Annotated in this window: 17 protein-coding genes and 1 pseudogene; 14 read left to right on the top strand and 4 right to left on the bottom strand. The window is 72.3% G+C overall.

Translation table 11 applies throughout. The features are described from left to right. Positions 1-44: 44 nt before the first annotated feature. From hisI to lgt, 11 genes are all read left to right on the top strand, one after another. Complete coding sequence (gene hisI, locus AMK21_RS21505; RefSeq protein ID WP_073880338.1) at positions 45-428, top strand: phosphoribosyl-AMP cyclohydrolase; 384 nt, start codon at positions 45-47, stop codon at positions 426-428. Between the two features lie 9 nt (positions 429-437). After that, complete coding sequence (locus AMK21_RS21500) at positions 438-1,931, top strand: anthranilate synthase component I (protein ID WP_073880336.1); 1,494 nt, start codon at positions 438-440, stop codon at positions 1,929-1,931. 14 nt (positions 1,932-1,945) lie between these two features. After that, complete coding sequence (locus AMK21_RS21495; RefSeq protein ID WP_073880334.1) at positions 1,946-2,620, top strand: TIGR02234 family membrane protein; 675 nt, start codon at positions 1,946-1,948, stop codon at positions 2,618-2,620. A 132-nt stretch (positions 2,621-2,752) separates the two neighbouring features. Continuing rightward, positions 2,753-3,004 carry an HGxxPAAW family protein gene (locus tag AMK21_RS21490; protein ID WP_018512043.1) on the top strand — a complete coding sequence of 84 codons (252 nt, stop codon included), beginning with the start codon at positions 2,753-2,755 and terminating at the stop codon, positions 3,002-3,004. A 319-nt stretch (positions 3,005-3,323) separates the two neighbouring features. Next, positions 3,324-3,764, top strand: coding sequence for a DUF2752 domain-containing protein (locus tag AMK21_RS21485; protein WP_073880600.1), 441 nt, complete (start codon positions 3,324-3,326; stop codon positions 3,762-3,764). A 115-nt stretch (positions 3,765-3,879) separates the two neighbouring features. Further along, positions 3,880-4,689, top strand: coding sequence for an indole-3-glycerol phosphate synthase TrpC (gene trpC, locus AMK21_RS21480; protein WP_010064524.1), 810 nt, complete (start codon positions 3,880-3,882; stop codon positions 4,687-4,689). A gap of 19 nt (positions 4,690-4,708) precedes the next feature. Beyond that, positions 4,709-4,924: a tryptophan biosynthesis modulator TrpM gene (trpM, locus tag AMK21_RS36910; protein WP_073880332.1), complete on the top strand. Its 216-nt coding sequence runs from the start codon at positions 4,709-4,711 to the stop codon at positions 4,922-4,924. A 140-nt stretch (positions 4,925-5,064) separates the two neighbouring features. Beyond that, a complete protein-coding gene (gene trpB / locus AMK21_RS21470) occupies positions 5,065-6,351 on the top strand; it encodes a tryptophan synthase subunit beta (RefSeq protein WP_073880331.1) in 1,287 nt (428 codons plus the stop codon). Beyond that, positions 6,348-7,160 carry a tryptophan synthase subunit alpha gene (gene trpA, locus AMK21_RS21465; protein WP_073880329.1) on the top strand — a complete coding sequence of 271 codons (813 nt, stop codon included), beginning with the start codon at positions 6,348-6,350 and terminating at the stop codon, positions 7,158-7,160. The genes trpB and trpA overlap by 4 nt, the downstream gene beginning before the upstream one ends. 102 nt (positions 7,161-7,262) lie before the next feature. Further along, a complete protein-coding gene (locus tag AMK21_RS21460; protein ID WP_073880327.1) occupies positions 7,263-8,090 on the top strand; it encodes a DsbA family protein in 828 nt (275 codons plus the stop codon). A gap of 120 nt (positions 8,091-8,210) precedes the next feature. Next, positions 8,211-9,161, top strand: a complete 951-nt coding sequence (lgt, locus tag AMK21_RS21455) for a prolipoprotein diacylglyceryl transferase (protein ID WP_073880325.1) — start codon at positions 8,211-8,213, stop codon at positions 9,159-9,161. A gap of 31 nt (positions 9,162-9,192) precedes the next feature. Here the strand turns inward: lgt and AMK21_RS21450 are convergent, their stop codons facing one another. From AMK21_RS21450 to AMK21_RS21435, 4 genes and pseudogenes are all read right to left on the bottom strand, one after another. Then, positions 9,193-10,059 carry an HpcH/HpaI aldolase/citrate lyase family protein gene (locus tag AMK21_RS21450; protein WP_199863249.1) on the bottom strand — a complete coding sequence of 289 codons (867 nt, stop codon included), beginning with the start codon at positions 10,057-10,059 and terminating at the stop codon, positions 9,193-9,195. After that, positions 10,056-11,255, bottom strand: coding sequence for a CaiB/BaiF CoA transferase family protein (locus AMK21_RS21445; RefSeq protein WP_073880323.1), 1,200 nt, complete (start codon positions 11,253-11,255; stop codon positions 10,056-10,058). The genes AMK21_RS21450 and AMK21_RS21445 overlap by 4 nt, the downstream gene beginning before the upstream one ends. Then, complete coding sequence (rbsK, locus tag AMK21_RS21440) at positions 11,252-12,136, bottom strand: ribokinase (RefSeq protein ID WP_073880321.1); 885 nt, start codon at positions 12,134-12,136, stop codon at positions 11,252-11,254. The genes AMK21_RS21445 and rbsK overlap by 4 nt, the downstream gene beginning before the upstream one ends. After that, positions 12,133-13,465: pseudogene (locus AMK21_RS21435) on the bottom strand (ADP-ribosylglycohydrolase family protein). The gene rbsK and the pseudogene AMK21_RS21435 overlap by 4 nt, the downstream one beginning before the upstream one ends. Positions 13,466-13,774: 309 nt before the next feature. Here AMK21_RS21435 and AMK21_RS21430 point away from each other — a divergent pair. From AMK21_RS21430 to AMK21_RS21420, 3 genes are all read left to right on the top strand, one after another. Then, a complete protein-coding gene (locus tag AMK21_RS21430) occupies positions 13,775-14,506 on the top strand; it encodes a VIT1/CCC1 transporter family protein (RefSeq protein WP_073880319.1) in 732 nt (243 codons plus the stop codon). Between the two features lie 446 nt (positions 14,507-14,952). After that, positions 14,953-19,521, top strand: coding sequence for a glutamate synthase large subunit (gltB, locus tag AMK21_RS21425; RefSeq protein ID WP_073880316.1), 4,569 nt, complete (start codon positions 14,953-14,955; stop codon positions 19,519-19,521). Further along, a complete protein-coding gene (locus tag AMK21_RS21420) occupies positions 19,514-20,974 on the top strand; it encodes a glutamate synthase subunit beta (RefSeq protein ID WP_073880314.1) in 1,461 nt (486 codons plus the stop codon). Before gltB ends, AMK21_RS21420 begins: the two co-directional genes overlap by 8 nt. The last annotated feature ends 70 nt before the right edge of the window (positions 20,975-21,044 follow it).

Raw genomic sequence — 21,044 nt, 5'->3', positions numbered from 1 at the left:
GACGTCCGCCCGGGAACGCCTCGCCACCACGGCACAATGGGCCCATGACCAGCAGCACTCCCGGCCCCACGCCGCCCGCCAGCAGCCTCGACCCCGCCATCGCCGCCCGCCTCAGGCGCGGCGCCGACGGTCTGGTCCCGGCCATCGCCCAGCAGTACGACACCGGCGAGGTGCTGATGCTCGGCTGGATGGACGACGAGGCGCTGCACCGTACCCTCACCACGGGCCGCTGCACCTACTGGTCGCGCAGCCGCCAGGAGTACTGGGTCAAGGGCGACACCTCCGGCCACATCCAGCGGGTGAAGTCCGTCGCGCTGGACTGCGACGCCGACACCGTGCTGGTCAAGGTCGACCAGACGGGCGCCGCCTGCCACACGGGCGACCGCACCTGCTTCGACGCCGACGTCCTCACCCTCCTCGACAGCTAAGGTCCGGCCATGGATCTCGACACCTTCCGCAAGCTGGCCGTCGACCGGCGCGTCGTCCCCGTCAGCCGCCGCCTCCTCGCGGACGGCGACACCCCCGTCGGCCTGTACCGCAAGCTCGCCGCCGAGCGCCCCGGCACCTTCCTGCTGGAGTCCGCGGAGAACGGCCGGACCTGGTCGCGCTACTCCTTCATCGGTGTACGCAGCGACGCCACCCTCACCGCCCGCGACGGCGCGGCCCACTGGCTCGGCACCCCGCCCGTCGGCGTCCCGGTCGACGGCGACCCGCTGGAGGCCCTGCGCGCCACCGTCGAGACCCTCCACACCCCCCGCGACCTGGTGAGCGACGCGGGCCTGCCGCCCTTCACCGGCGGCATGGTCGGCTACCTCGGCTACGACGTCGTCCGCCGCCTGGAGAAGATCGGCGAGCACGGCGGCGACGACCTGAAGCTCCCCGAGCTGACCATGCTCCTCACCTCGGACCTCGCCGTCCTCGACCACCAGAACGGCACCGTCCTGCTGATCGCCAACGCGATCAACCACAACGACCTCTCCACCGGCGTCGACGAGGCCCACGCGGACGCCGTCGCCCGCCTGGACGCGATGGAGCAGGACCTGCGCCGCCCGGTCGAGAACGCGCCGGCCCTCCTGCCCCCGTCCGAGCTGCCGCCGTACACCGCGCTCTGGGGGGGCGAGGCCTACCAGGTGGCCGTCGAGGACATCAAGGAGCGCATCCGGGCGGGCGAGGCCTTCCAGGTCGTCCCGTCCCAGCGCTTCGAGACCCCCTGCACCGCGAGCGCCCTGGACGTCTACCGGGTGCTGCGGGCCACCAACCCGTCCCCGTACATGTATCTCTTCCGCTTCGACGGGTTCGACGTCGTCGGCTCCAGCCCCGAGGCCCTCGTCAAGGTCGAGGACGGGCGGGCGATGGTCCACCCGATCGCCGGGACCCGGCACCGCGGCACCACCCCGCAGGAGGACCTGGCACTCGCCGAGGAGCTGCTCGCCGATCCCAAGGAGCGCGCCGAGCACCTGATGCTCGTCGACCTCGGCCGCAACGACCTGGGCCGGGTCTGCGAACCGGGCAGCGTGGAGGTCGTCGACTTCATGTCCGTCGAGCGGTACTCCCACGTGATGCACATCGTCTCCACCGTCACCGGCCGCGTCACCGAGGACCGCACCGCCTTCGACGTCCTCACCGCCTGCTTCCCCGCGGGCACCCTCTCCGGCGCCCCCAAGCCGCGCGCCATGCAGATCATCGAGGAGCTGGAGCCGAGCCGCCGAGGGCTGTACGGGGGCTGCGTCGGCTATCTCGACTTCGCCGGGGACTCCGACACCGCCATCGCCATCCGCACCGCGCTGCTGCGCGACGGCACGGCGTACGTGCAGGCCGGAGCGGGTGTCGTCGCCGACTCGGACCCGGTCGCGGAGGACAACGAGTGCCGCAACAAGGCGGCGGCGGTGCTGCGCGCCGTCCATACCGCCAACCGGCTCCACGACCGCTGAGGCGGTAGGGGATAGTGGAACGCGTGAGTGCTGTCCCCGTACCCCAGCCCCGTGCCCGAACCGCCGACCCGGCCGCCGGCTCCGCCCCGACGCCCGACTCCGCGCGCAGCCGCCGGTCGCTCGCGGCCGGGCTGCTCCTGGGCGCGGCCGGTGCGACCGTCGTCCTGCTGGCCTCCGGCCAGGTCTGGGCCGAGGGCCGGGCGGCGACCGGGGGCGGCGCCCTGCCGCTCACCGCCGACGGCCAGGACGTCACCGGCGCCCCGGCGGCCCTGGCGATCGTCGGCCTGGCCGCCCTGGTGGCCGTCTTCGCCGTCCGCGGCGCGGGCCGCCGCCTCGTCGCCGTCCTGCTCGCCCTCAGCGGCCTCGGGGCCGCCCTCAGCGCCTGGGCGGGCGCGACCGACAGCACGGCCCTCGACGAGGAGGCCGCCCGCACCACCGGTGACGCGGCGGCCACCATCGAAGCCCTCACCCACACCGCCTGGCCGTACGTCACCGCCGCCGGGGGCCTGCTGGTCCTGGTCGCCGGGCTGCTCGCCCTGCGCTTCGGCGGCCGCTGGCCCACGATGTCGGGCCGGTACGAGCGCGACGGCACCCCGCGCCCCCGCAAGGCGCCCCGCACCGCCCCGGACCCGGACCGGCCCGAGGAGCTGTGGAAGGCCCTGGACCGGGGCGAGGACCCGACGGGCTAGACAATCCCGAGGGGCGACCCCCCGCTCACCTCCGGTTGCCCCGTACGGGACAATGGAGGGCAGCCGTCCCCCGAGCGACAGCTGCAGCGACACCCACGCGATCCACCGCGCAACACCAACAAGGAGCAACTCATGGCGGGCACGAGCCACGGACACACCCCGGCCGCCTGGACCGGTGTCATCATCGCCTTCATCGGCTTCTGCGTCGCAGGCGTCTTCATGGTCGCGGCCAACCCGCTCGGCTTCTGGGCCGGTATCGCCGTCATCTTCGCCGGTGGCATCGTCGGTTACGCCATGAAGCTCGCGGGCCTCGGGATGCCCAAGGAGTCCGCCGAACTGGTGGAGGCCCGGGCGCGCGCCGGAGAGGCCCAGGTCTCCCACTGACACGCCGCCGGCCCGACCGCGCGGCCGACACGCAGCAAGGCGCAGCCCTGAGTGGGCTGCGCCTTTCCGTATGAGCGGGGACAATCACCGGGTGGACGCCACCCCGACCCCGAACCCCGAAGCCGAGCCCCAGGGCGTCGGCCCCTGGAACATGCCGCTGACGGTCTGCCCGACCCCCGACACGACCCGGCCCACCCCACCCCGCCCGGAGCCCGGGGCCGGAACCCCCGCCACTCCAGCCCGTCCGGCGTTCGAGGACGGCACCCTTGCCGGCGTGGGCCCGGAGCTCACAGGCCCCTCGGGCGAGGAACCCGCGCAGGTGCCCGGCCCCCCAGGCCACGGTTCCGTCCCCGAACGCCGGACGGGCTGGGTGGGGCGGCTCGCCACGCCCGTCGGCATCCTGGCCGCCGTCACAGCCGCCTTCGCCTACGTCGGCACCGTCGACCCCAACGAGCCCGGTCACTACCCCGTCTGCCCGCTGCTCGAGATCACCGGAACGTTCTGCCCCGGCTGCGGCGGCCTCCGCAGCGCTCACGCCTTCATCCACGGTGACCTCGGCACCGCCTTCTCCGCGAACGCGGTCGCCACCACCGGCTACTTCCTCTTCGCCGCGGTCTGGGTCCTCTGGCTCGTCCGGGCCTGGCGCGGACAGCCGCTGCGGATCGTCCTCGCCCCCGTCTGGTGGTGGGGCGTCGGCGCCGTGCTCCTGCTCTTCACCGTCGTCCGGAATCTGCCGTTCGGCTCGGCACTGGCGCCTTGAATGCCCAGGTAATGGGACGCGGCGTGGCCTGATGCGGGCCCCGGGGCCTCCTGCGGATACCATCGGTATGGCTGATCCTGTTCACCGTCAACCGTTCCGGAAGGGGGCCGCTCGCGTGAGTGTGCTCGACGAGATCATCGACGGCGTTCGCGCCGACCTCGCGGAGCGGCAGGCGCGCGTCAGCCTCGACGAGCTGAAGGAGCGTGCGGCCCGTGCTCCCCAGGCCAAGGACGGAGTCGCCGCCCTGCGCGGCGAGGGCGTGACCGTCATCTGCGAGGTCAAGCGCTCGTCCCCGTCCAAGGGGGCCCTTGCCGCCATCGCGGACCCCGCCGCGCTCGCCGCGGACTACGAGGCCGGTGGCGCCTCCGTCATCTCGGTCCTCACCGAGGAGCGCCGCTTCGGCGGCTCGCTCGCCGACCTGGAGGCCGTCCGCGCCAAGGTCGACACCCCGATCCTGCGCAAGGACTTCATCGTCACCTCGTACCAGCTGTGGGAGGCACGGGCGTACGGCGCCGACCTCGCCCTGCTGATCGTCGCCGCCCTCGACCAGGAGGCCTTGGTCTCCCTGATCGAGCGCGCCGAGTCGATCGGGCTCACCCCGCTCGTCGAGGCGCACGACGAGGAGGAGGCGGAGCGTGCCGTGGACGCCGGAGCGAAGATCATCGGTGTCAACGCGCGCAACCTCAAGGACCTCAAGGTCGACCGCTCCACCTTCGAGCGCGTCGCCCCCGAGATCCCCGACCACATCGTCAAGGTCGCCGAGTCCGGCGTCCGCGGCCCGCACGACCTGATCGCGTACGCCAACGCCGGCGCCGACGCCGTCCTGGTCGGCGAGTCCCTGGTCACCGGCCGCGACCCGCGCGCCGCCGTCGCCGACCTCGTCGCCGCCGGCGCCCACCCGGCGCTCCGCCACGGCCGCGGCTGACCGGGAGAGACCGCCGACCATGACCGACCGTCCCGTGCCCCGCACCCGGCCGCCGGGCCTGCGCCCCGCCGGGGCCCTGGCCAGGGATCCGCATGCCCCGCTGGCGCGCGGTTGCAGGCCGCGAGGCTGCCGCGCCCCCGCCCGGCGCGTGCACGGTCGGCGTGTGCGGTACGTGATCGGTGACGAGCCCGGCCAGGTGAACGGGATGCGATGGCGCCCGGGGTCCGCGCTGTAGGCGAGCCCCGGCCGACGTACCGCAGTAACCCCTTCTCGTACGTACGACCGCACCGCCGCGACCGCATGCCGGTCCCGGTGGCGCTCCGCTCTCGGCGCATACGGTGAACCCACCCGTTGCCATGCCAAGGAGCACGTCGCATGACGTCCGAATTCTTCATCCCGGACCCCGAGGGTCTGATCCCCAGCGCCGAGGGCTACTTCGGCGCGTACGGCGGCAAGTTCATCCCGGAGGCGCTCGTCGCCGCCGTGGACGAGGTCGCCGTCGAGTACGACAAGGCCAAGTCCGACCCGGCCTTCGCCGCCGAGCTCAACGAGCTCATGGTCAACTACACCGGCCGCCCCAGCGCGCTGACCGAGGTCCCGCGCTTCGCCGAGCACGCGGGCGGCGCCCGGGTCTTCCTCAAGCGCGAGGACCTGAACCACACCGGCTCGCACAAGATCAACAACGTGCTCGGCCAGGCGCTCCTCACCAAGCGCATGGGCAAGACCCGGGTCATCGCCGAGACCGGAGCCGGTCAGCACGGCGTCGCCACCGCGACCGCCTGCGCCCTCTTCGGCCTCGACTGCACCATCTACATGGGCGAGATCGACACCGAGCGCCAGGCGCTGAACGTGGCCCGGATGCGGATGCTCGGCGCCGAGGTCGTCGCCGTGAAGTCCGGCTCGCGGACCCTGAAGGACGCCATCAACGAGGCGTTCCGCGACTGGGTCGCCAACGTGGACCGTACGCACTACCTCTTCGGTACGGTCGCGGGTCCGCACCCCTTCCCGGCGATGGTCCGCGACTTCCACCGGGTCATCGGCGTCGAGGCCCGCCGCCAGCTCCTGGAGCGCACCGGCCGCCTCCCGGACGCGGCGGTCGCCTGTGTCGGCGGCGGCTCCAACGCCATCGGCCTCTTCCACGCCTTCATCCCGGACGCCGAGGTCCGCCTGGTGGGCTGCGAGCCCGCCGGGCACGGCGTGGAGACCGGCGAGCACGCGGCGACCCTGACCGCGGGGGAGCCGGGCATCCTGCACGGTTCGCGCTCCTACGTCCTCCAGGACGACGAGGGCCAGATCACCGAGCCGTACTCCATCTCCGCCGGTCTGGACTACCCGGGCATCGGCCCGGAGCACTCCTACCTCAAGGACATCGGGCGCGGCGAGTACCGCGCGGTCACCGACGACGCGGCCATGCAGGCCCTGCGCCTGCTGTCGCGCACCGAGGGGATCATCCCGGCCATCGAGAGCGCCCACGCGCTCGCCGGTGCGCTGGACCTGGGCAAGGAGCTCGGGAAGGACGGGCTGATCCTCATCAACCTGTCCGGCCGCGGCGACAAGGACATGGACACCGCCGCCCGCTACTTCGGGCTCTACGACACCGACGCCGCCGTCGAGGCGGACGCGGACAGCGACCGCGCCGAGATCGAGGGGGACGCCAAGTGAGCGGCAACATCGAGCTGTTGAGCACCACCCTCGCCGCCGCGAAGGCGGAGGACCGGGCGGCGCTCATCGCCTACCTCCCGGCCGGCTTCCCGACCGTCGACGGCGGCGTCGAGGCGGTCAAGGCGGTCATCGCGGGCGGCGCCGACGTCGTGGAGATCGGGCTCCCGCACAGCGACCCGGTCCTCGACGGACCGGTCATCCAGACCGCCGACGACATCGCCCTGCGCGGCGGCGTCCGCATCGCCGACGTGATGCGCACGGTCCGCGAGGCGTACGAGGCCACCGGGGTCCCGATCCTGGTCATGACGTACTGGAACCCCATCGACCGGTACGGCGTCGAGCGCTTCACCGCCGAGCTGGCCGAGGCGGGTGGCGCCGGGTGCATCCTGCCCGACCTGCCGGTCCAGGAGTCCGCGCTGTGGCGCGAGCACGCCGACAAGCACGGCCTCGCCACCGTGTTCGTCGTCGCCCCCAGCAGCCAGGACGCCCGGCTCGCCACCATCACGGCGGCGGGCAGCGGCTTCGTCTACGCCGCCTCCCTGATGGGCGTCACCGGCACCCGTGCCTCGGTCGGCGCCCAGGCCCAGGAGCTGGTGGGCCGCACCCGCGCCACCACCGACCTGCCGGTCTGCGTCGGCCTCGGCGTCTCCAACGCCGAGCAGGCCGCCGAGGTGGCCGGATTCGCCGACGGCGTGATCGTCGGCTCGGCCTTCGTCAAGGCGATCCTGGACGCCCCCGACGAGACCGCCGGCCTCGACGCCGTCCGGTCCCTGGCGGGCGAGCTGGCGCGGGGCGTCCGAAAGCGCTGACTGCTCAGGGCGTTCGACAGCGGTGACCGTCGAGGTCACCTGAATGGGTGGAATATGGGCCGGGGAGGCGCGTACGCGCCTCCCCGGTTCGTTGCTGCGGGTGTGAGCGACAAGATTCCTGAGGGAAACCGAAGTGCGCGTGAGCGCCTGGCCCAGCAGCGCGAGCGGGAGAAGGGCCGCGAGAAGCGCCGCCGTACGCTGATCGTCTCCTCCGCCGTGGTCGGCGTCCTGGCGCTGGCCGCCGTGGTCGGCCTGATCGCGGCCAACGTGGGCAAGGACGGCGGCAGTGACAGCGCGTCCGGCCCGGCCATCACCCCGTCGGGGGCGACCGGCGAGGACTCCCTGACCCTGCCGGTCGGCGCCCCCGACGCCCCGTCCACGCTCACGATCTGGGAGGACTTCCGCTGCCCGGTCTGCGCCCAGTTCGAGAACGCCTTCCGGGACACCATCACGGAGCTGGTCGAGGCGGGCCAGCTGAAGGTGGACTACCACCTGGCCACGATCATCGACGGCAACCTCGGCGGCAAGGGCTCGCTGCGCGCCGCCAACGCCGCCGCCTGCGCCCAGGACGTCGGCAAGTTCGCCCCGTACCATGACGTGCTCTTCCGCAACCAGCCCCCCGAGCCCGACGACGCCTTCGCCAAGAACAGTCGGCTGATCGAGTTGGCCGGCGAGGTCGAAGGGCTCGACACTCCCGGCTTCCGCACCTGTGTGGAGAGCGGCGAGCACGACAGCTGGGTCCAGAAGTCGGACACCGCGTTCCGTGAGGGCGGCTTCCAGGGCACCCCGACCGCCCTCCTCAACAGCGAGTCGATCTTCCCGAAGAAGGGCGACGAGCAGATCTCCGTGGAGAACCTGAAGAAGTGGGTCGCCGAGGCCAACAAGGGCAAGAAGCCCGGCACCGCAACCCCGTCCGCCCCCGTTTCCTGAGGGACCGGGGGGCACGCGGAGGGCCGGGCGGTACGGGCCCGTGACAGGGACCCTCGTTACCCAGACGTTGCCGGGTGGCTTGCCGTACCCACCGCCCGGCAAGGTAGCGTCGACCCCGTCATGAACCTTGCCTCCATTCCCAGCCCGTCGACCGGCGTGATCGAGCTCGGCCCGATCCCGCTCCGCGGCTACGCGTTCTGCATCATCATCGGTGTCTTCGTCGCCGTCTGGATCGGCAACAAGCGCTGGGTCGCCCGTGGCGGCAAAGCCGGCACCGTCGCCGACATCGCCGTCTGGGCCGTGCCCTTCGGCCTCGTCGGCGGCCGGCTCTACCACGTGATCACCGACTACCAGCTCTACTTCAGCGACGGCCAGAACTGGGTCGACGCCTTCAAGATCTGGGAGGGCGGCCTCGGCATCTGGGGTGCGGTCGCCCTCGGCGCGGTCGGCGCCTGGATCGCCTGCCGCCGGCGAGGCATCCCCCTGCCGGCCTGGGCGGACGCGCTGGCCCCCGCCCTCGCCATCGCCCAGGCCATCGGCCGCTGGGGCAACTGGTTCAACCAGGAGCTGTACGGCAAGCCGACCGACCTCCCCTGGGCGCTGGAGATCAGCGAGGGCTCGAACCGGGTCGCCGGGACGTACCACCCGACCTTCCTCTACGAGTCGCTGTGGTGCGTCGGCGTCGCCCTGCTCGTCATCTGGGCCGACCGCCGCTTCAAGCTCGGCCACGGACGGGCGTTCGCGCTGTACGTCGCCGCCTACTGCGCCGGACGCGGCTGGATCGAGTACATGCGGGTCGACGAGGCCCACCACGTCCTGGGCCTGCGCCTGAACGTGTGGACCGCGATCTTCGTCTTCGCGTTCGCCGTCGCCTACATCGTGGTCTCCGCGAAGCTCCGCCCGGGCCGCGAGGAGATCGTGGAGCCGGACAAGACCGCCGAAGCCGCCGACTCCACCGAGGTCGCCGACGACGAGGACGGCGCCGAGGACGCGGACGCGCCGGAGGCCGACAGCGCGGACAAGGACCCGCTGAAGAAGGACTCCGCCCCCGAGGCAGCCGACAAGAGCTGACCCCCCGATCGCCGGGCGGACCTGAGAATCCTCAGGACCGCCCGGCGATCGCCAGTGTGCGGCGCGCCGAGGCCACCACCGCCGCGTCCACGAACCGCCCGTCCGGCAGCGCCAGCGCCCCCGCCTCCACCGCCGAGGCCGCGATGATCTCCTCCGCCGCCTCGATCTCCCGGGCCGTCGGCCGGAACGCCCGCTCGATCACCTCCAGCTGACGCGGATGGATCGCCGCCCGGCCCAGCAGCCCGAGCCCTCGCCCCCGTACGCACGAGGCCCACAGCCCGTCCAGGTCCCGGACGTCCGGGAAGACCGACTGCGGGGGCGGCGGCAGTGCGGCCGCCCGGGCCGCCACCACGAGGCGGCTGCGCGACCAGTCGAGCCCGCGGTCCTCCCGTACGCCGAGATCGGCGCGGAGGTCCGCCTCGCCCAGCGCGATGCCCCGGACGGCGGGGTCGGCCGAGGCGATCGAGTACGCGTGCTCGACGCCGAGCGCCGACTCCAGCAGCGGATAGAGCGGTACACCGGGGGCCACCGCCGCCACATGGTGCACGGAGACCGCGTGCGTGATCTTGGGCAGCCGGAGTCCGGAGAGCCCCGGCAGCCCCATCAGGGCCCGGATGTCGTCCTCGCCGTGCACTCGGACATGGACGGGTACGGCGTCGGGGGCGGCGGCCACCGGGTCGGCGAGGAGCTCGGCGGTGGCGGCGCGCGCGTACTCCTTACGGTCGGGGGCGACGGCGTCCTCCAGGTCGACGATCACCACGTCAGCCCCGCAACCGAGCGCCTTGGCCACCACCTCCGGCCGGTCCCCGGGGACGTACAGCCAGGTCAGCGGGGGACAGCCTAGAGGCGGAGGCGGACCTTCCGGCGCCGGCGGGCCCGGGATCGGGCGGCCGGTCACAGGGCGCCCTGGTCGCGCAGGGCCGCGATCCGGGTCTCCGAGAGGCCGAGCCCGGCCAGGATCTCCTCGGTGTCCGCGCCGTGCGGGCGGCCCGCCCAGCGGATGGCGCCCGGGGTCTCCGAGAGCCGGAAGAGGACGTTCTGCATCCGCAGCGGCCCCAGCTCCGGGTCATCCACCTCGGCGATCGTGCCCAGCGCCCGGTACTGCGGGTCCTCCATCACCTCCCGTACGTCATGGATCGGAGCCACGGCCGCCTCCGCCTTCTCGAAGCCGTTGAGGACTTCCTCCCGGCTGTGGCGGGAGATCCAGTGGCCGACCGCGTCGTCCAGTTCCTCGGTGTGCTCGGCCCGGGTGGTGCCCGCGCCGAACCACGGCTCCTCGATCAGCTCCGGGCGGCCCACCAGCCGCATCACCCGCTCCGCGACGGACTGCGCGGACGTGGAGACCGCGACCCGGTGGCCGTCGGCGGTGCGGTAGGTGTTGCGCGGGGCGTTGTTGCGGGAACGGTTGCCGGTGCGCGGCTGGACGTAACCGAGCTGGTCGTACCAGAGCGGCTGCGGGCCCAGCACGGTGAGCATCGGCTCGATGATCGCCAGGTCCACCACCTGCCCCTCACCCGTCTTCTCCCTCCCCGCGAGCGCGGCCATCACCGCGTACGCCGTCGCCAGCGCCGCGATGGAGTCCGCGAGCCCGAACGGCGGCAGTGTCGGCGGTCCGTCCGGCTCCCCGGTGATCGCGGCGAACCCGCTCATCGCTTCCGCCAGCGTGCCGAACCCGGGCCGGTGCGCGTACGGCCCGAACTGGCCGAAGCCGGTGACCCGGGCCAGCACCAGGCGCGGGTTGACGGCGTGCAGCTCCTCGGGACCCAGCCCCCAGCGCTCCAGCGTCCCCGGCCGGAAGTTCTCGACGATGACGTCGGTCTCGGCGGCGAGTCGCAGCAGCACGTCCCGGCCACCCGGGGCGGACAGGTCCAGCGTCAGGGTCCGCTTGTTGCGGCCGAGCAGCTTCCACCACAGGCCGACCCCGTCCTTGGCGGGGCCGTGCCCGCGCGAGGGGTCGGGCTTACGGGGGTGCTCCACCTTGACCACATCGGCGCCGAAGTCCCCGAGCATGGTGGCGGCGAGCGGCCCGGCGAAGAGGGTGGCGAGGTCGATGACCTTCAGCCCGGTCAGGGGCCCTGCTGCTGTCGTACTCATGCTGCCTCGATCTCGCTCCGGTACGGCATGGACATGGACGCGCCCGGCTTCTGGACGCAGAGCGCGGCGGCCGAGGACGCGAAGGCCAGCGCCTTGGCCACCGGCCGCCCCTCCCCGAGCGCCACCGCCAGCGCCCCGACGAAGGTGTCCCCGGCCCCGGTCGTGTCGACGGCCCGCACCTCGGGCGCCGCGAAGAGCACCGGCTCGCCGCCCCGGGCCGCGTACAGGGATCCCTTCGCACCGAGCGTGATGATGACCTCGGGCACCTGACGCAGCAGGATCTGCGCCGCCGCGTGCGGCTCGGCCTGCCCGGAGAGCTCGGCGGCCTCATGCTCGTTGGGGATCAGCAGGTCGATGTGGTCCAGGAGTTCATCGGGCAGGGGCTGTACGGGGGAGGGGGTGAGGATGGTCCGTACGCCCTGGGACCTGGCCGCGCGGGCGCCCTCCACGACGGCGGAGAGCGGGAGTTCGAGCTGCATCAGCAGCAGGTCGGCGGCGGCGATGGCCGCGATCTCGCCGGGGCCGAGCGCGGTGATGACGCCGTTGGCGCCGGGGATCACCACGATGGCGTTGGACCCGTAGTCGTCCACCACGATGTGCGCGGTGCCGCTCGGGCCCTCGGCGGTGTGCAGGAGGTCGGTGTCGACCCCGGCGTGTTCGAGGCCGTCGCGGAGCTGTGCGCCGTACGCGTCGTCGCCGACCGCGCCGATCATCGTCACCTCCCCGCCCGCTCGGGCGGCGGCGACGGCCTGGTTGGCGCCCTTGCCGCCGGGGACCGTCCGGAACTCCCGGCCGGTGACGGTCTCCCCGCGTTCCGGGGCGCGGGCGGTGTAGGCGACGAGGTCCATGTTGGTGCTGCCGAGCACCGCGATACGGGTCATGGGCGCAGAGCCTCCTGGTGGGTCAGTGCGGCGAGGGTGTCGAATCCGGTCCGGTCGTAGCCGGGTACGGAGGTGCGAGGCGGTTCTTCAGCGGGGCCGTCCAGTGGTCGGGCAGGGCGGTCGGGGTGCCCGCGAGGAGTCCGGCGAGGGAGCCCGCGGTGGCCCCGTTGGAGTCGGTGTCCCAGCCGCCGCAGACCGCGAGGCCGATCGACCGGGTGAAGTCGCCGTCGGCGTGGGTGAGGGCGGCGGCGAACAGTGCGGCGTTGGGCAGCACGTGTACCCAGTGGTGGGTGTCGGCATACGCGGCGTGCAGCCGGTCCACCACCAGGTCGAACTCCCCTTCCGTACGCGCGGTCTCGATGCCGAGCCGGACCGCGCCGGCGTACCGCGAGTGCGGCGGAACGCCCCGCAGCCCGGCGGCCAGGCAGCCGTGCACATCGCTCTCCCCGCCCGCCGCGACAGCGAGGGCGGCCGCCGTGAACATCGCTCCGTAGACCCCGTTGGCGGTGTGGGTGAGCACCGCGTCGCGGTGGGCCTGGGCGGCGGCCCCGGCGGGGTCGCCGGGGTGGGTCCAGCCGTGCACATCGGCCCGGATCTGGGCGCCGATCCACTCACGGAACGGGTTGCGGAGGCGGGCCGTCCGTGGGGGTTCGACGCCGCGAGGAGGTTGCCGTACGCGATGCGCTCGGCGGTGAAGGTGCGGCCCGCCGGGAGTTCGTCCAGCCAGAGGCGGGCCAGGTCGGCCGTGGTGAAGGAGCGCCCGTGCCGCTGGAGCAACAGCAGCGTGAGGAGGGGGTGGTTGAGGTCGTCGTCCTCGGGCATGCCGTCGACGTTCTCGGCGAGCGAGGTGGGGGCCGAGCGACGGTTCCACGGGTGGGCGGCCAGCAGCTCGTCAGGCACGCCGCGGGCGGTGAACCAGGTGGTCAGAGGCCAGTTGCCGGTGGCGCGGGCCAGGGCGCGGATCCCGTACAGCGGCAGCTTCTCCACCGGCTTTCCGAGCAGGCAGCCCGCCGCCCGGCCGAGCCAGGCCGCGTGCAGCCGGTCCCGGCCGACGACGGGCGCGGCCTCGGGCGGGCCGGGCCAGTGCGGGCAGGCGGCCATGATGTCGGCCAGCTCGGTGGGCTCGTCGGCGGTCAACGGCGATTCCAGCAACGCGAGTTCATCGAGAGGCTGTCCGGCCAGTGCGCGCAGGCGCGGCGGCGCGGGCGGCTCGGAGGCGCCCGCGCGCTCCGGTGCGGGCGAGCCCCCGGCGGCGTACCACCGCTCCTCGATCTCCCGGGCGTCGCGGCCGTCCTGCGCGGCCCGTTCCTTGCCGACGACCGTGTCCATGGCGTCGCCCTCCGCTCGTCCGACGAGTCCGACTCGGAGTCCGATTCCGACTCCGCTTCCGGGCCCTGTCCGCATATGTGCCACGTGGAGGACGGACGGAGGCCGGACAGCGGCAGAAAGGGGCCGGTCGGATGACCCTGTTACGAAGCTGAGGCTGACCTTTCTTCGCAGGTCAGCGGGGTGGTAAGTCAGGCCTGCCTTGCTGGCGGAGGTCGCCCGTCCGGCGTACCTTGGACTTTGTCGAAAGTTGTACGGGCAACCACTCGGTGGGGGTGACAGCCCACCCGGGGAGCAGGGGAGACACAGACCGTGGCCATCATCGAGACCGACGCCGTCCTCCACGAGGCGCACCGGGACAACCACACCCACCGGGATGTGAACGGCGGCTGGCTGCGCCCCGCCGTCTTCGGCGCGATGGACGGCCTGGTCTCCAACCTCGCCCTGATGACCGGTGTCGCGGGCGGTGCGGTCTCCCAGCAGGCCATCGTGATCACGGGGCTCGCCGGACTGGCCGCCGGGGCGTTCTCCATGGCCGCCGGCGAGTACACCTCCGTCGCCTCCCAGCGCGACCTGGTCGAGGCCGAGCTGGCCGTCGAGCGCCGGGAGCTGCGCAAGCACCCCAAGGACGAGATGGCCGAGCTCGCCGCGCTCTACGAGGCCCGGGGCGTCGACGCCCCACTGGCCGGCGAGGTGGCCCGGCAGCTCTCGCGCGACCCGGAGCAGGCGCTGGCGATTCACGCCCGCGAGGAGCTCGGCATCGACCCGAACGACCTGCCCTCCCCGCTCGTGGCGGCCGTCTCCTCCTTCGGCGCCTTCGCGCTCGGCGCCCTCCTGCCCGTCCTGCCGTACCTGCTCGGGGCGAGCGCCCTGTGGCCCTCGGTGGCGCTCGCGCTGCTCGGCCTCTTCGGCTGCGGTGCGGTGGTGGCCCGGGTGACGGCGCGCACCTGGTGGTTCAGCGGACTGCGGCAGCTCGCCCTCGGCGGTGCGGCGGCGGCACTGACGTACGGACTCGGCACCCTGTTCGGGGTGGCGGTCGGCTGACGCCGGGCGCGGGCGGGCGACGTAACGGGACCGCCCGAACGGCTCAACCGTGCGGCGGCCCGTGTGACGTACGTCCTGGCGCCGCCTCCTGGGCGGAACGGGCCCGGCGGCCGTAAAATGAGACTCTATGCAGGGCTGCACATAAGTAGCCGTTACTCGGTGGTTTCGTTTCCTTTGCCGCCGGGCATGAGCCGTAGGCACCGCAGGCAACGACGCCTGCTCTCTGCGGGTCCCCCCGGGCGCCGATCGTTCCGACAGCGACCCACCCCCTGGTCAGCCGGTCACCTCTGGTCACCCAGTCACTTCCGGTCACCATGGTGTCCGTATGTTGGAACAAGCCTTCCGCTTCTTGAGAAGCGCCCCATCATGTAACCTGCACGAAATTTCGCAGAGGGCCAACGTCGTCCCTCGGCACCGCAAATGCCACGACGACGACGGGAGAGCCGATGCGTATCGACGCCTGGTCGCCCATGGACGGTCGCCCCGCCCAGCAGGGGATGTACGACCCCCGTAACGAGCACGACGCCTGTGGCGTCGGGTTCGTGGCCACTCTGACCGGTGTGGCCAGCCATGAGCTGGTCGAGCAGGCGCTGACCGTACTGCGCAACCTCGAACACCGCGGCGCCACCGGCTCCGAGCCCGACTCCGGCGACGGTGCCGGCATCCTGTGCCAGGTCCCCGACGCCTTCCTGCGCGCCGAGACCCCTTTTGAGCTTCCCGAGGCCGGCGCTTACGCCGTGGGCATCGCCTTCCTCCCCGCCGACGGCTCCACCGAGGCCGTCCGCATGATCGAGGAGATCGCCAGGCAGGAGGGCCTCACGGTCCTCGGCTGGCGCGACGTCCCGGTCACCCCCGCGCTCCTCGGCAACGGCGCCCGCGCCACCATGCCCGAGTTCCGCCAGGTCTTCGTCGCCGACGGCGAGTCCACCGGCATCGTCCTGGACCGCAAGGCGTTCGTCCTGCGCAAGCGTGCCGAGCGTGAGGCCGGGGTGTACTTCCCCTCGCTCTCCGCCCGCACCATCGTCTACAAGGGCATGCTCACCACCGGGCAGCTGGAGCCGTTCTTCCCGGACCTCTCCGACCGCCGCTTCGCCTCCACGGTCGCGCTGGTCCACTCCCGCTTCTCGACCAACACCTTCCCGAGCTGGCCGCTGGCCCACCCGTACCGCTTCGTCGCGCACAACGGCGAGATCAACACGGTCAAGGGCAACCGCAACTGGATGAAGGCCCGCGAGTCCCAGCTCGCCTCCAGCCTCTTCGGCTCCGAGCAGCTGGACCGGATCTTCCCCGTCTGCACCCCGGACGCCTCCGACTCCGCCTCCTTCGACGAGGTCCTGGAGCTGCTCCACCTCGGCGGGCGCTCGCTGCCGCACTCGGTGCTGATGATGGTCCCCGAGGCGTGGGAGAACCACGACTCGATGGACCCGGCCCGGCGCGCGTTCTACCAGTACCACGCCACGATGATGGAGCCCTGGGACGGCCCGGCCTGTGTCACCTTCACCGACGGCGTCCAGGTCGGCGCGGTCCTCGACCGCAACGGTCTGCGCCCCGGCCGCTACTGGGTCACCGACGACGGCCTCGTCGTGCTCTCCTCCGAGGTCGGCGTCCTGGACATCGACCCGGCGAAGGTCGTCCGCAAGGGCCGCCTCCAGCCCGGCAAGATGTTCCTCGTCGACACCGCCGAGCACCGCATCATCGAGGACGACGAGATCAAGGCGTCCCTCGCCGCCGAGCAGCCCTACCAGGAGTGGCTGCGGACCGGCGAGATCGAGCTGAGCGACCTGCCCGAGCGTGAGCACATCGTGCACACCCACGCCTCGGTCACCCGCCGCCAGCAGACCTTCGGCTACACCGAGGAAGAGCTCCGCGTCATCCTCGCGCCGATGGCCCGCACCGCCGGTGAGCCGCTCGGCTCCATGGGCACCGACTCGCCGATCGCCGCGCTCTCCGAGCGCCCCCGGCTGCTCTTCGACTACTTCACCCAGCTCTTCGCCCAGGTCACCAACCCGCCGCTGGACGCCATCCGCGAGGAGCTCGTCACCTCGCTGCGCTCCTCGCTAGGCCCCCAGGGCAACATCCTGGAGCCGACCGCCGCGGCCTGCCGCAGTGTCACGCTGCCCTTCCCGGTGATCGACAACGACGAGCTCGCCAAGCTGATACACATCAACGCCGACGGCGACATGCCGGGCATGAAGGCCGCCACCCTGGCCGGTCTCTACCGGGTCGGCGGCGGCGGCGACGCCCTGGCCGCCCGGATCGAGGAGATCTGCACCGAGGTCGACGCAGCCATCGAGGACGGCGCCCGCCTCATCGTCCTCTCCGACCGGCACTCCGACGCCGAGCACGCACCGATCCCCTCGCTGCTGCTCACCTCCGCCGTCCACCACCACCTGATCCGCACCAAGCAGCGCACCCAGGTGGGCCTGCTGGTCGAGGCCGGGGACGTCCGCGAGGTCCACCACGTCGCCCTGCTCATCGGTTACGGCGCCGCCGCGGTCAACCCGTACCTCGCGATGGAGTCCGTCGAGGACCTGGTCCGCGCCGGCACGTTCATCGAGAACATCGAGGCCGAGCAGGCCATCCGCAACCTGATCTACGCGCTCGGCAAGGGCGTCCTGAAGGTCATGTCCAAGATGGGCATCTCCACCGTCGCCTCCTACCGCGGCGCGCAGGTCTTCGAGGCCGTCGGCCTGGACGAAGAGTTCGTCGCGACGTATTTCAACGGCACCGCCACCAAGATCGGCGGCGTCGGCCTGGACATCGTCGCCAAGGAGGTCGCCGCCCGGCACACCAAGGCGTACCCCGCCTCCGGCATCGCGGCCTCCCACCGCGCGCTGGAGATCGGCGGCGAGTACCAGTGGCGCCGGGAGGGCGAGCCGCACCTGTTCGACCCGGAGACGGTCTTCCGTCTCCAGCACGCCACCCGCAACCGGCGCTACGACATCTTCAAGCAGTACACGGACCGGGTGAACGAGCAGTCCGAGCGCCTGATGACGCTCCGCGGCCTCTTCGGCTTCACCTCCGGCCGTGCCCCGATCTCCATCGACGAGGTCGAGCCCGCCTCCGAGATCGTCAAGCGGTTCTCCACCGGCGCCATGTCGTACGGCTCGATCTCCCGCGAGGCGCACGAGACGCTCGCCATCGCGATGAACCAGCTCGGCGGCAAGTCCAACACCGGCGAGGGCGGCGAGGACGCCGACCGCCTCTACGACCCGGCGCGCCGCTCCTCCATCAAGCAGGTCGCCTCCGGCCGCTTCGGGGTGACCAGCGAGTACCTGGTCAACGCGGACGACATCCAGATCAAGATGGCGCAGGGCGCCAAGCCCGGCGAGGGCGGCCAGCTGCCCGGCCACAAGGTCTACCCGTGGGTCGCCAAGACGCGTCACTCGACGCCCGGCGTCGGCCTCATCTCGCCGCCGCCGCACCACGACATCTACTCCATCGAAGACCTCGCGCAGCTGATCCACGACCTGAAGAACGCGAACCCGCAAGCGCGGATCCACGTGAAGCTGGTCTCCGAGGTCGGTGTCGGCACGGTCGCCGCCGGTGTCTCCAAGGCCCACGCGGATGTCGTGCTCATCTCCGGCCACGACGGCGGAACGGGCGCATCCCCGCTCACCTCGCTCAAGCACGCGGGCGGCCCCTGGGAGCTCGGCCTCGCCGAGACCCAGCAGACCCTGCTGCTCAACGGTCTGCGCGACCGCATCGTCGTGCAGACCGACGGCCAGCTCAAGACCGGCCGCGACGTCGTCATCGCCGCACTGCTGGGCGCCGAGGAGTTCGGTTTCGCGACCGCGCCGCTCGTCGTCTCCGGCTGCGTCATGATGCGCGTCTGCCACCTGGACACCTGCCCGGTCGGCATCGCCACCCAGAACCCGGTCCTGCGCGACCGGTTCTCCGGCAAGGCCGAGTACGTCGTCAACTTCTTCGAGTTCATCGCCGAAGAGGTCCGTGAGATCCTCGCCGAGCTGGGCTTCCGCACCATCGAGGAGGCCGTCGGCCACGCCGAGCTCCTCGACACCGACCGGGCCGTCACCCACTGGAAGGCGCAGGGCCTGGACCTGGCTCCGCTCTTCTACGTCCCCGAGCTGCCCGAGGGCGCGGTCCGCCACCGGATCGTCGAGCAGGACCACGGTCTGACGAAGGCGCTCGACAACCAGCTGATCAAGCTGGCCGCCGACGCTCTCGGCGCCGAAAGCCCCGAGGCCGCCCAGCCGGTCCGGGCCCAGGTCGCGATCCGCAACATCAACCGGACCGTCGGCACCATGCTCGGCCACGAGGTGACCAAGAAGTTCGGTGGCGCGGGCCTGCCCGAGGACACCATCGACATCACCTTCACCGGCTCGGCCGGCCAGTCCTTCGGCGCCTTCCTCCCGCGCGGGGTCACCCTGCGCCTGGAGGGCGACGCCAACGACTACGTCGGCAAGGGCCTCTCCGGCGGCCGCGTGATCGTCCGCCCCGACCGGGGCGCCGACCACCTCGCCGAGTACTCCACCATCGCCGGAAACACCATCGGCTACGGCGCCACCGGCGGCGAACTCTTCCTCCGCGGCCGTACCGGCGAACGCTTCTGCGTCCGCAACTCCGGCGCGACCGTCGTCTCCGAAGGCGTCGGCGACCACGGCTGCGAGTACATGACCGGCGGCCACGCCGTCGTCCTCGGCGAGACCGGCCGCAACTTCGCCGCCGGTATGTCGGGCGGGGTCGCGTACGTCATCGACCTGAACCGCGACAACGTCAACGTGGGCAACCTCGGCGCGATCGAGGAGCTCACCGACACCGACCGGCAGTGGCTGCACGACGTCGTGCGCCGCCACCACGAGGAGACCGGCTCCACCGTCGCCGAGAAGCTCCTCGCCGAGTGGGACAGCGCCATCGGCGGTGCGTCCCGCTTCAGCAAGATCATCCCGTCCACGTACAAGGCAGTGCTCGCCGCCAAGGACGCCGCTGAGCTCGCCGGTCTCTCCGAGCAGGAGACCACCGAGAAGATGATGGAGGCGGCGACCAATGGCTGACCCCAAGGGCTTCCTGACCACCGGACGCGAGGTCGCCCAGACCCGCCCCGTGGCCGAGCGCGTCAAGGACTGGAACGAGGTCTACGTTCCGGGCTCGCTGCTCCCGATCATCAGCAAGCAGGCCGGCCGCTGCATGGACTGCGGCATCCCGTTCTGCCACAACGGCTGTCCGCTCGGAAACCTCATCCCCGAGTGGAACGACTACGCCTACCGCGGGGACTGGAGCGCCGCCTCCGAGCGGCTGCACGCCACGAACAACTTCCCGGAGTTCACCGGGCGGCTCTGCCCGGCCCCCTGCGAGTCGGCGTGCGTGCTCGGCATCAACCAGCCGGCCGTCACCATCAAGAACGTCGAGGTCTCCATCATCGACAAGGCGTGGGACAGCGGCGACGTCACCCCGCAGCCGCCCGAGCGCCTCTCCGGCAAGACCGTCGCGGTCATCGGCTCGGGCCCGGCGGGCCTCGCCGCCGCCCAGCAGCTGACCCGGGCCGGCCACACCGTCGCCGTCTACGAGCGCGCGGACCGCATCGGGGGCCTCCTCCGCTACGGCATCCCCGAGTTCAAGATGGAGAAGTCGCACATCAACCGACGCATCGAGCAGATGCGCCTGGAAGGCACCAAGTTCCGTACGGAGGTGGAGATCGGCAAGGACATCGACGCCGCCAAGCTCCGCCGCCGCTACGACGCGGTCGTCATCGCGGCCGGTGCCACGGTCTCCCGCGACCTGCCGGTCCCCGGCCGTGAGCTGGGCGGCATCCACTTCGCGATGGAGTACCTCCCGCTCGCCAACAAGGTGCAGGAGGGTGACCTGACGGTCGCCCCGATCCACGCCGGCGGCAAGCACGTCGTCGTCATCGGCGGCGGTGACACCGGCGCCGACTGCGTGGGCACCGCCCACCGCCAGGGCGCCGCCTCCGTGACCCAGCTGGAGATCATGCCGAAGCCGGGCGAGGAGCGGAACGCGAACCAGCCGTGGCCGACCTTCCCGATGCTCTACAAGGTCACCTCCGCGCACGAGGAGGGCGGCGAGCGGGTCTACTCCGTCTCCACCACCCACTTCGAGGGCGACGAGGACGGGAACGTCGCGGCCCTCCACCTGGTCGAGGTCGAGTTCAAGGACGGTAAGCTGGAGCAGAAGCCCGGCACGGAGCGGTGCATCCCCGCGCAGCTCGTCACCCTCGCCATGGGCTTCACCGGAACCGACCAGTCCAACGGTCTGGTCCAGCAGTTCGGCCTGGAGCTCGACGCGCGCGGCAACATCGCCCGCGACGAGGACTACGCGACCAACGTTGACGGGGTCTACGTCGCCGGTGACGCGGGCCGCGGCCAGTCGTTGATCGTCTGGGCGATCGCCGAGGGCCGCTCCGCCGCCCGCGGTGTGGACCGCTTCCTGACCGGGACCAGCGCCCTGCCGGCCCCGATCCGCCCGACGGACCGGTCCCTGCTGGTCTGAGCACCACCCGGGTTCCCCCTGGGCCCCACGGCCCGGGGGTGAGCCCCCACGAAACGTCCCGTACAACGGC

Source organism: Streptomyces sp. CB00316 (assembly GCF_001905595.1).
Classification (GTDB): Bacteria; Actinomycetota; Actinomycetes; order Streptomycetales; family Streptomycetaceae; genus Streptomyces.
Note: the sequence above shows the minus strand (reverse complement) of the source record. Positions and strands in the feature narration are given on the sequence as shown.

Bases quoted from the DNA above. Each gene is read 5' to 3' on its own strand.
- trpB (WP_073880331.1), top strand. From the start codon at position 5,065: ATGACGTCCGAATTCTTCATCCCGGACCCCGAGGGTCTGATCCCCAGC.
- hisI (WP_073880338.1), top strand. From the start codon at position 45: ATGACCAGCAGCACTCCCGGCCCCACGCCGCCCGCCAGCAGCCTCGAC.
- rbsK (WP_073880321.1), bottom strand. From the start codon at position 12,136: ATGACCCGTATCGCGGTGCTCGGCAGCACCAACATGGACCTCGTCGCC.
- gltB (WP_073880316.1), top strand. From the start codon at position 14,953: ATGCGTATCGACGCCTGGTCGCCCATGGACGGTCGCCCCGCCCAGCAG.
- AMK21_RS21445 (WP_073880323.1), bottom strand. From the start codon at position 11,255: ATGAGTACGACAGCAGCAGGGCCCCTGACCGGGCTGAAGGTCATCGAC.
- trpM (WP_073880332.1), top strand. From the start codon at position 4,709: ATGACCGACCGTCCCGTGCCCCGCACCCGGCCGCCGGGCCTGCGCCCC.
- AMK21_RS21490 (WP_018512043.1), top strand. From the start codon at position 2,753: ATGGCGGGCACGAGCCACGGACACACCCCGGCCGCCTGGACCGGTGTC.
- AMK21_RS21420 (WP_073880314.1), top strand. From the start codon at position 19,514: ATGGCTGACCCCAAGGGCTTCCTGACCACCGGACGCGAGGTCGCCCAG.
- lgt (WP_073880325.1), top strand. From the start codon at position 8,211: ATGAACCTTGCCTCCATTCCCAGCCCGTCGACCGGCGTGATCGAGCTC.
- AMK21_RS21500 (WP_073880336.1), top strand. From the start codon at position 438: ATGGATCTCGACACCTTCCGCAAGCTGGCCGTCGACCGGCGCGTCGTC.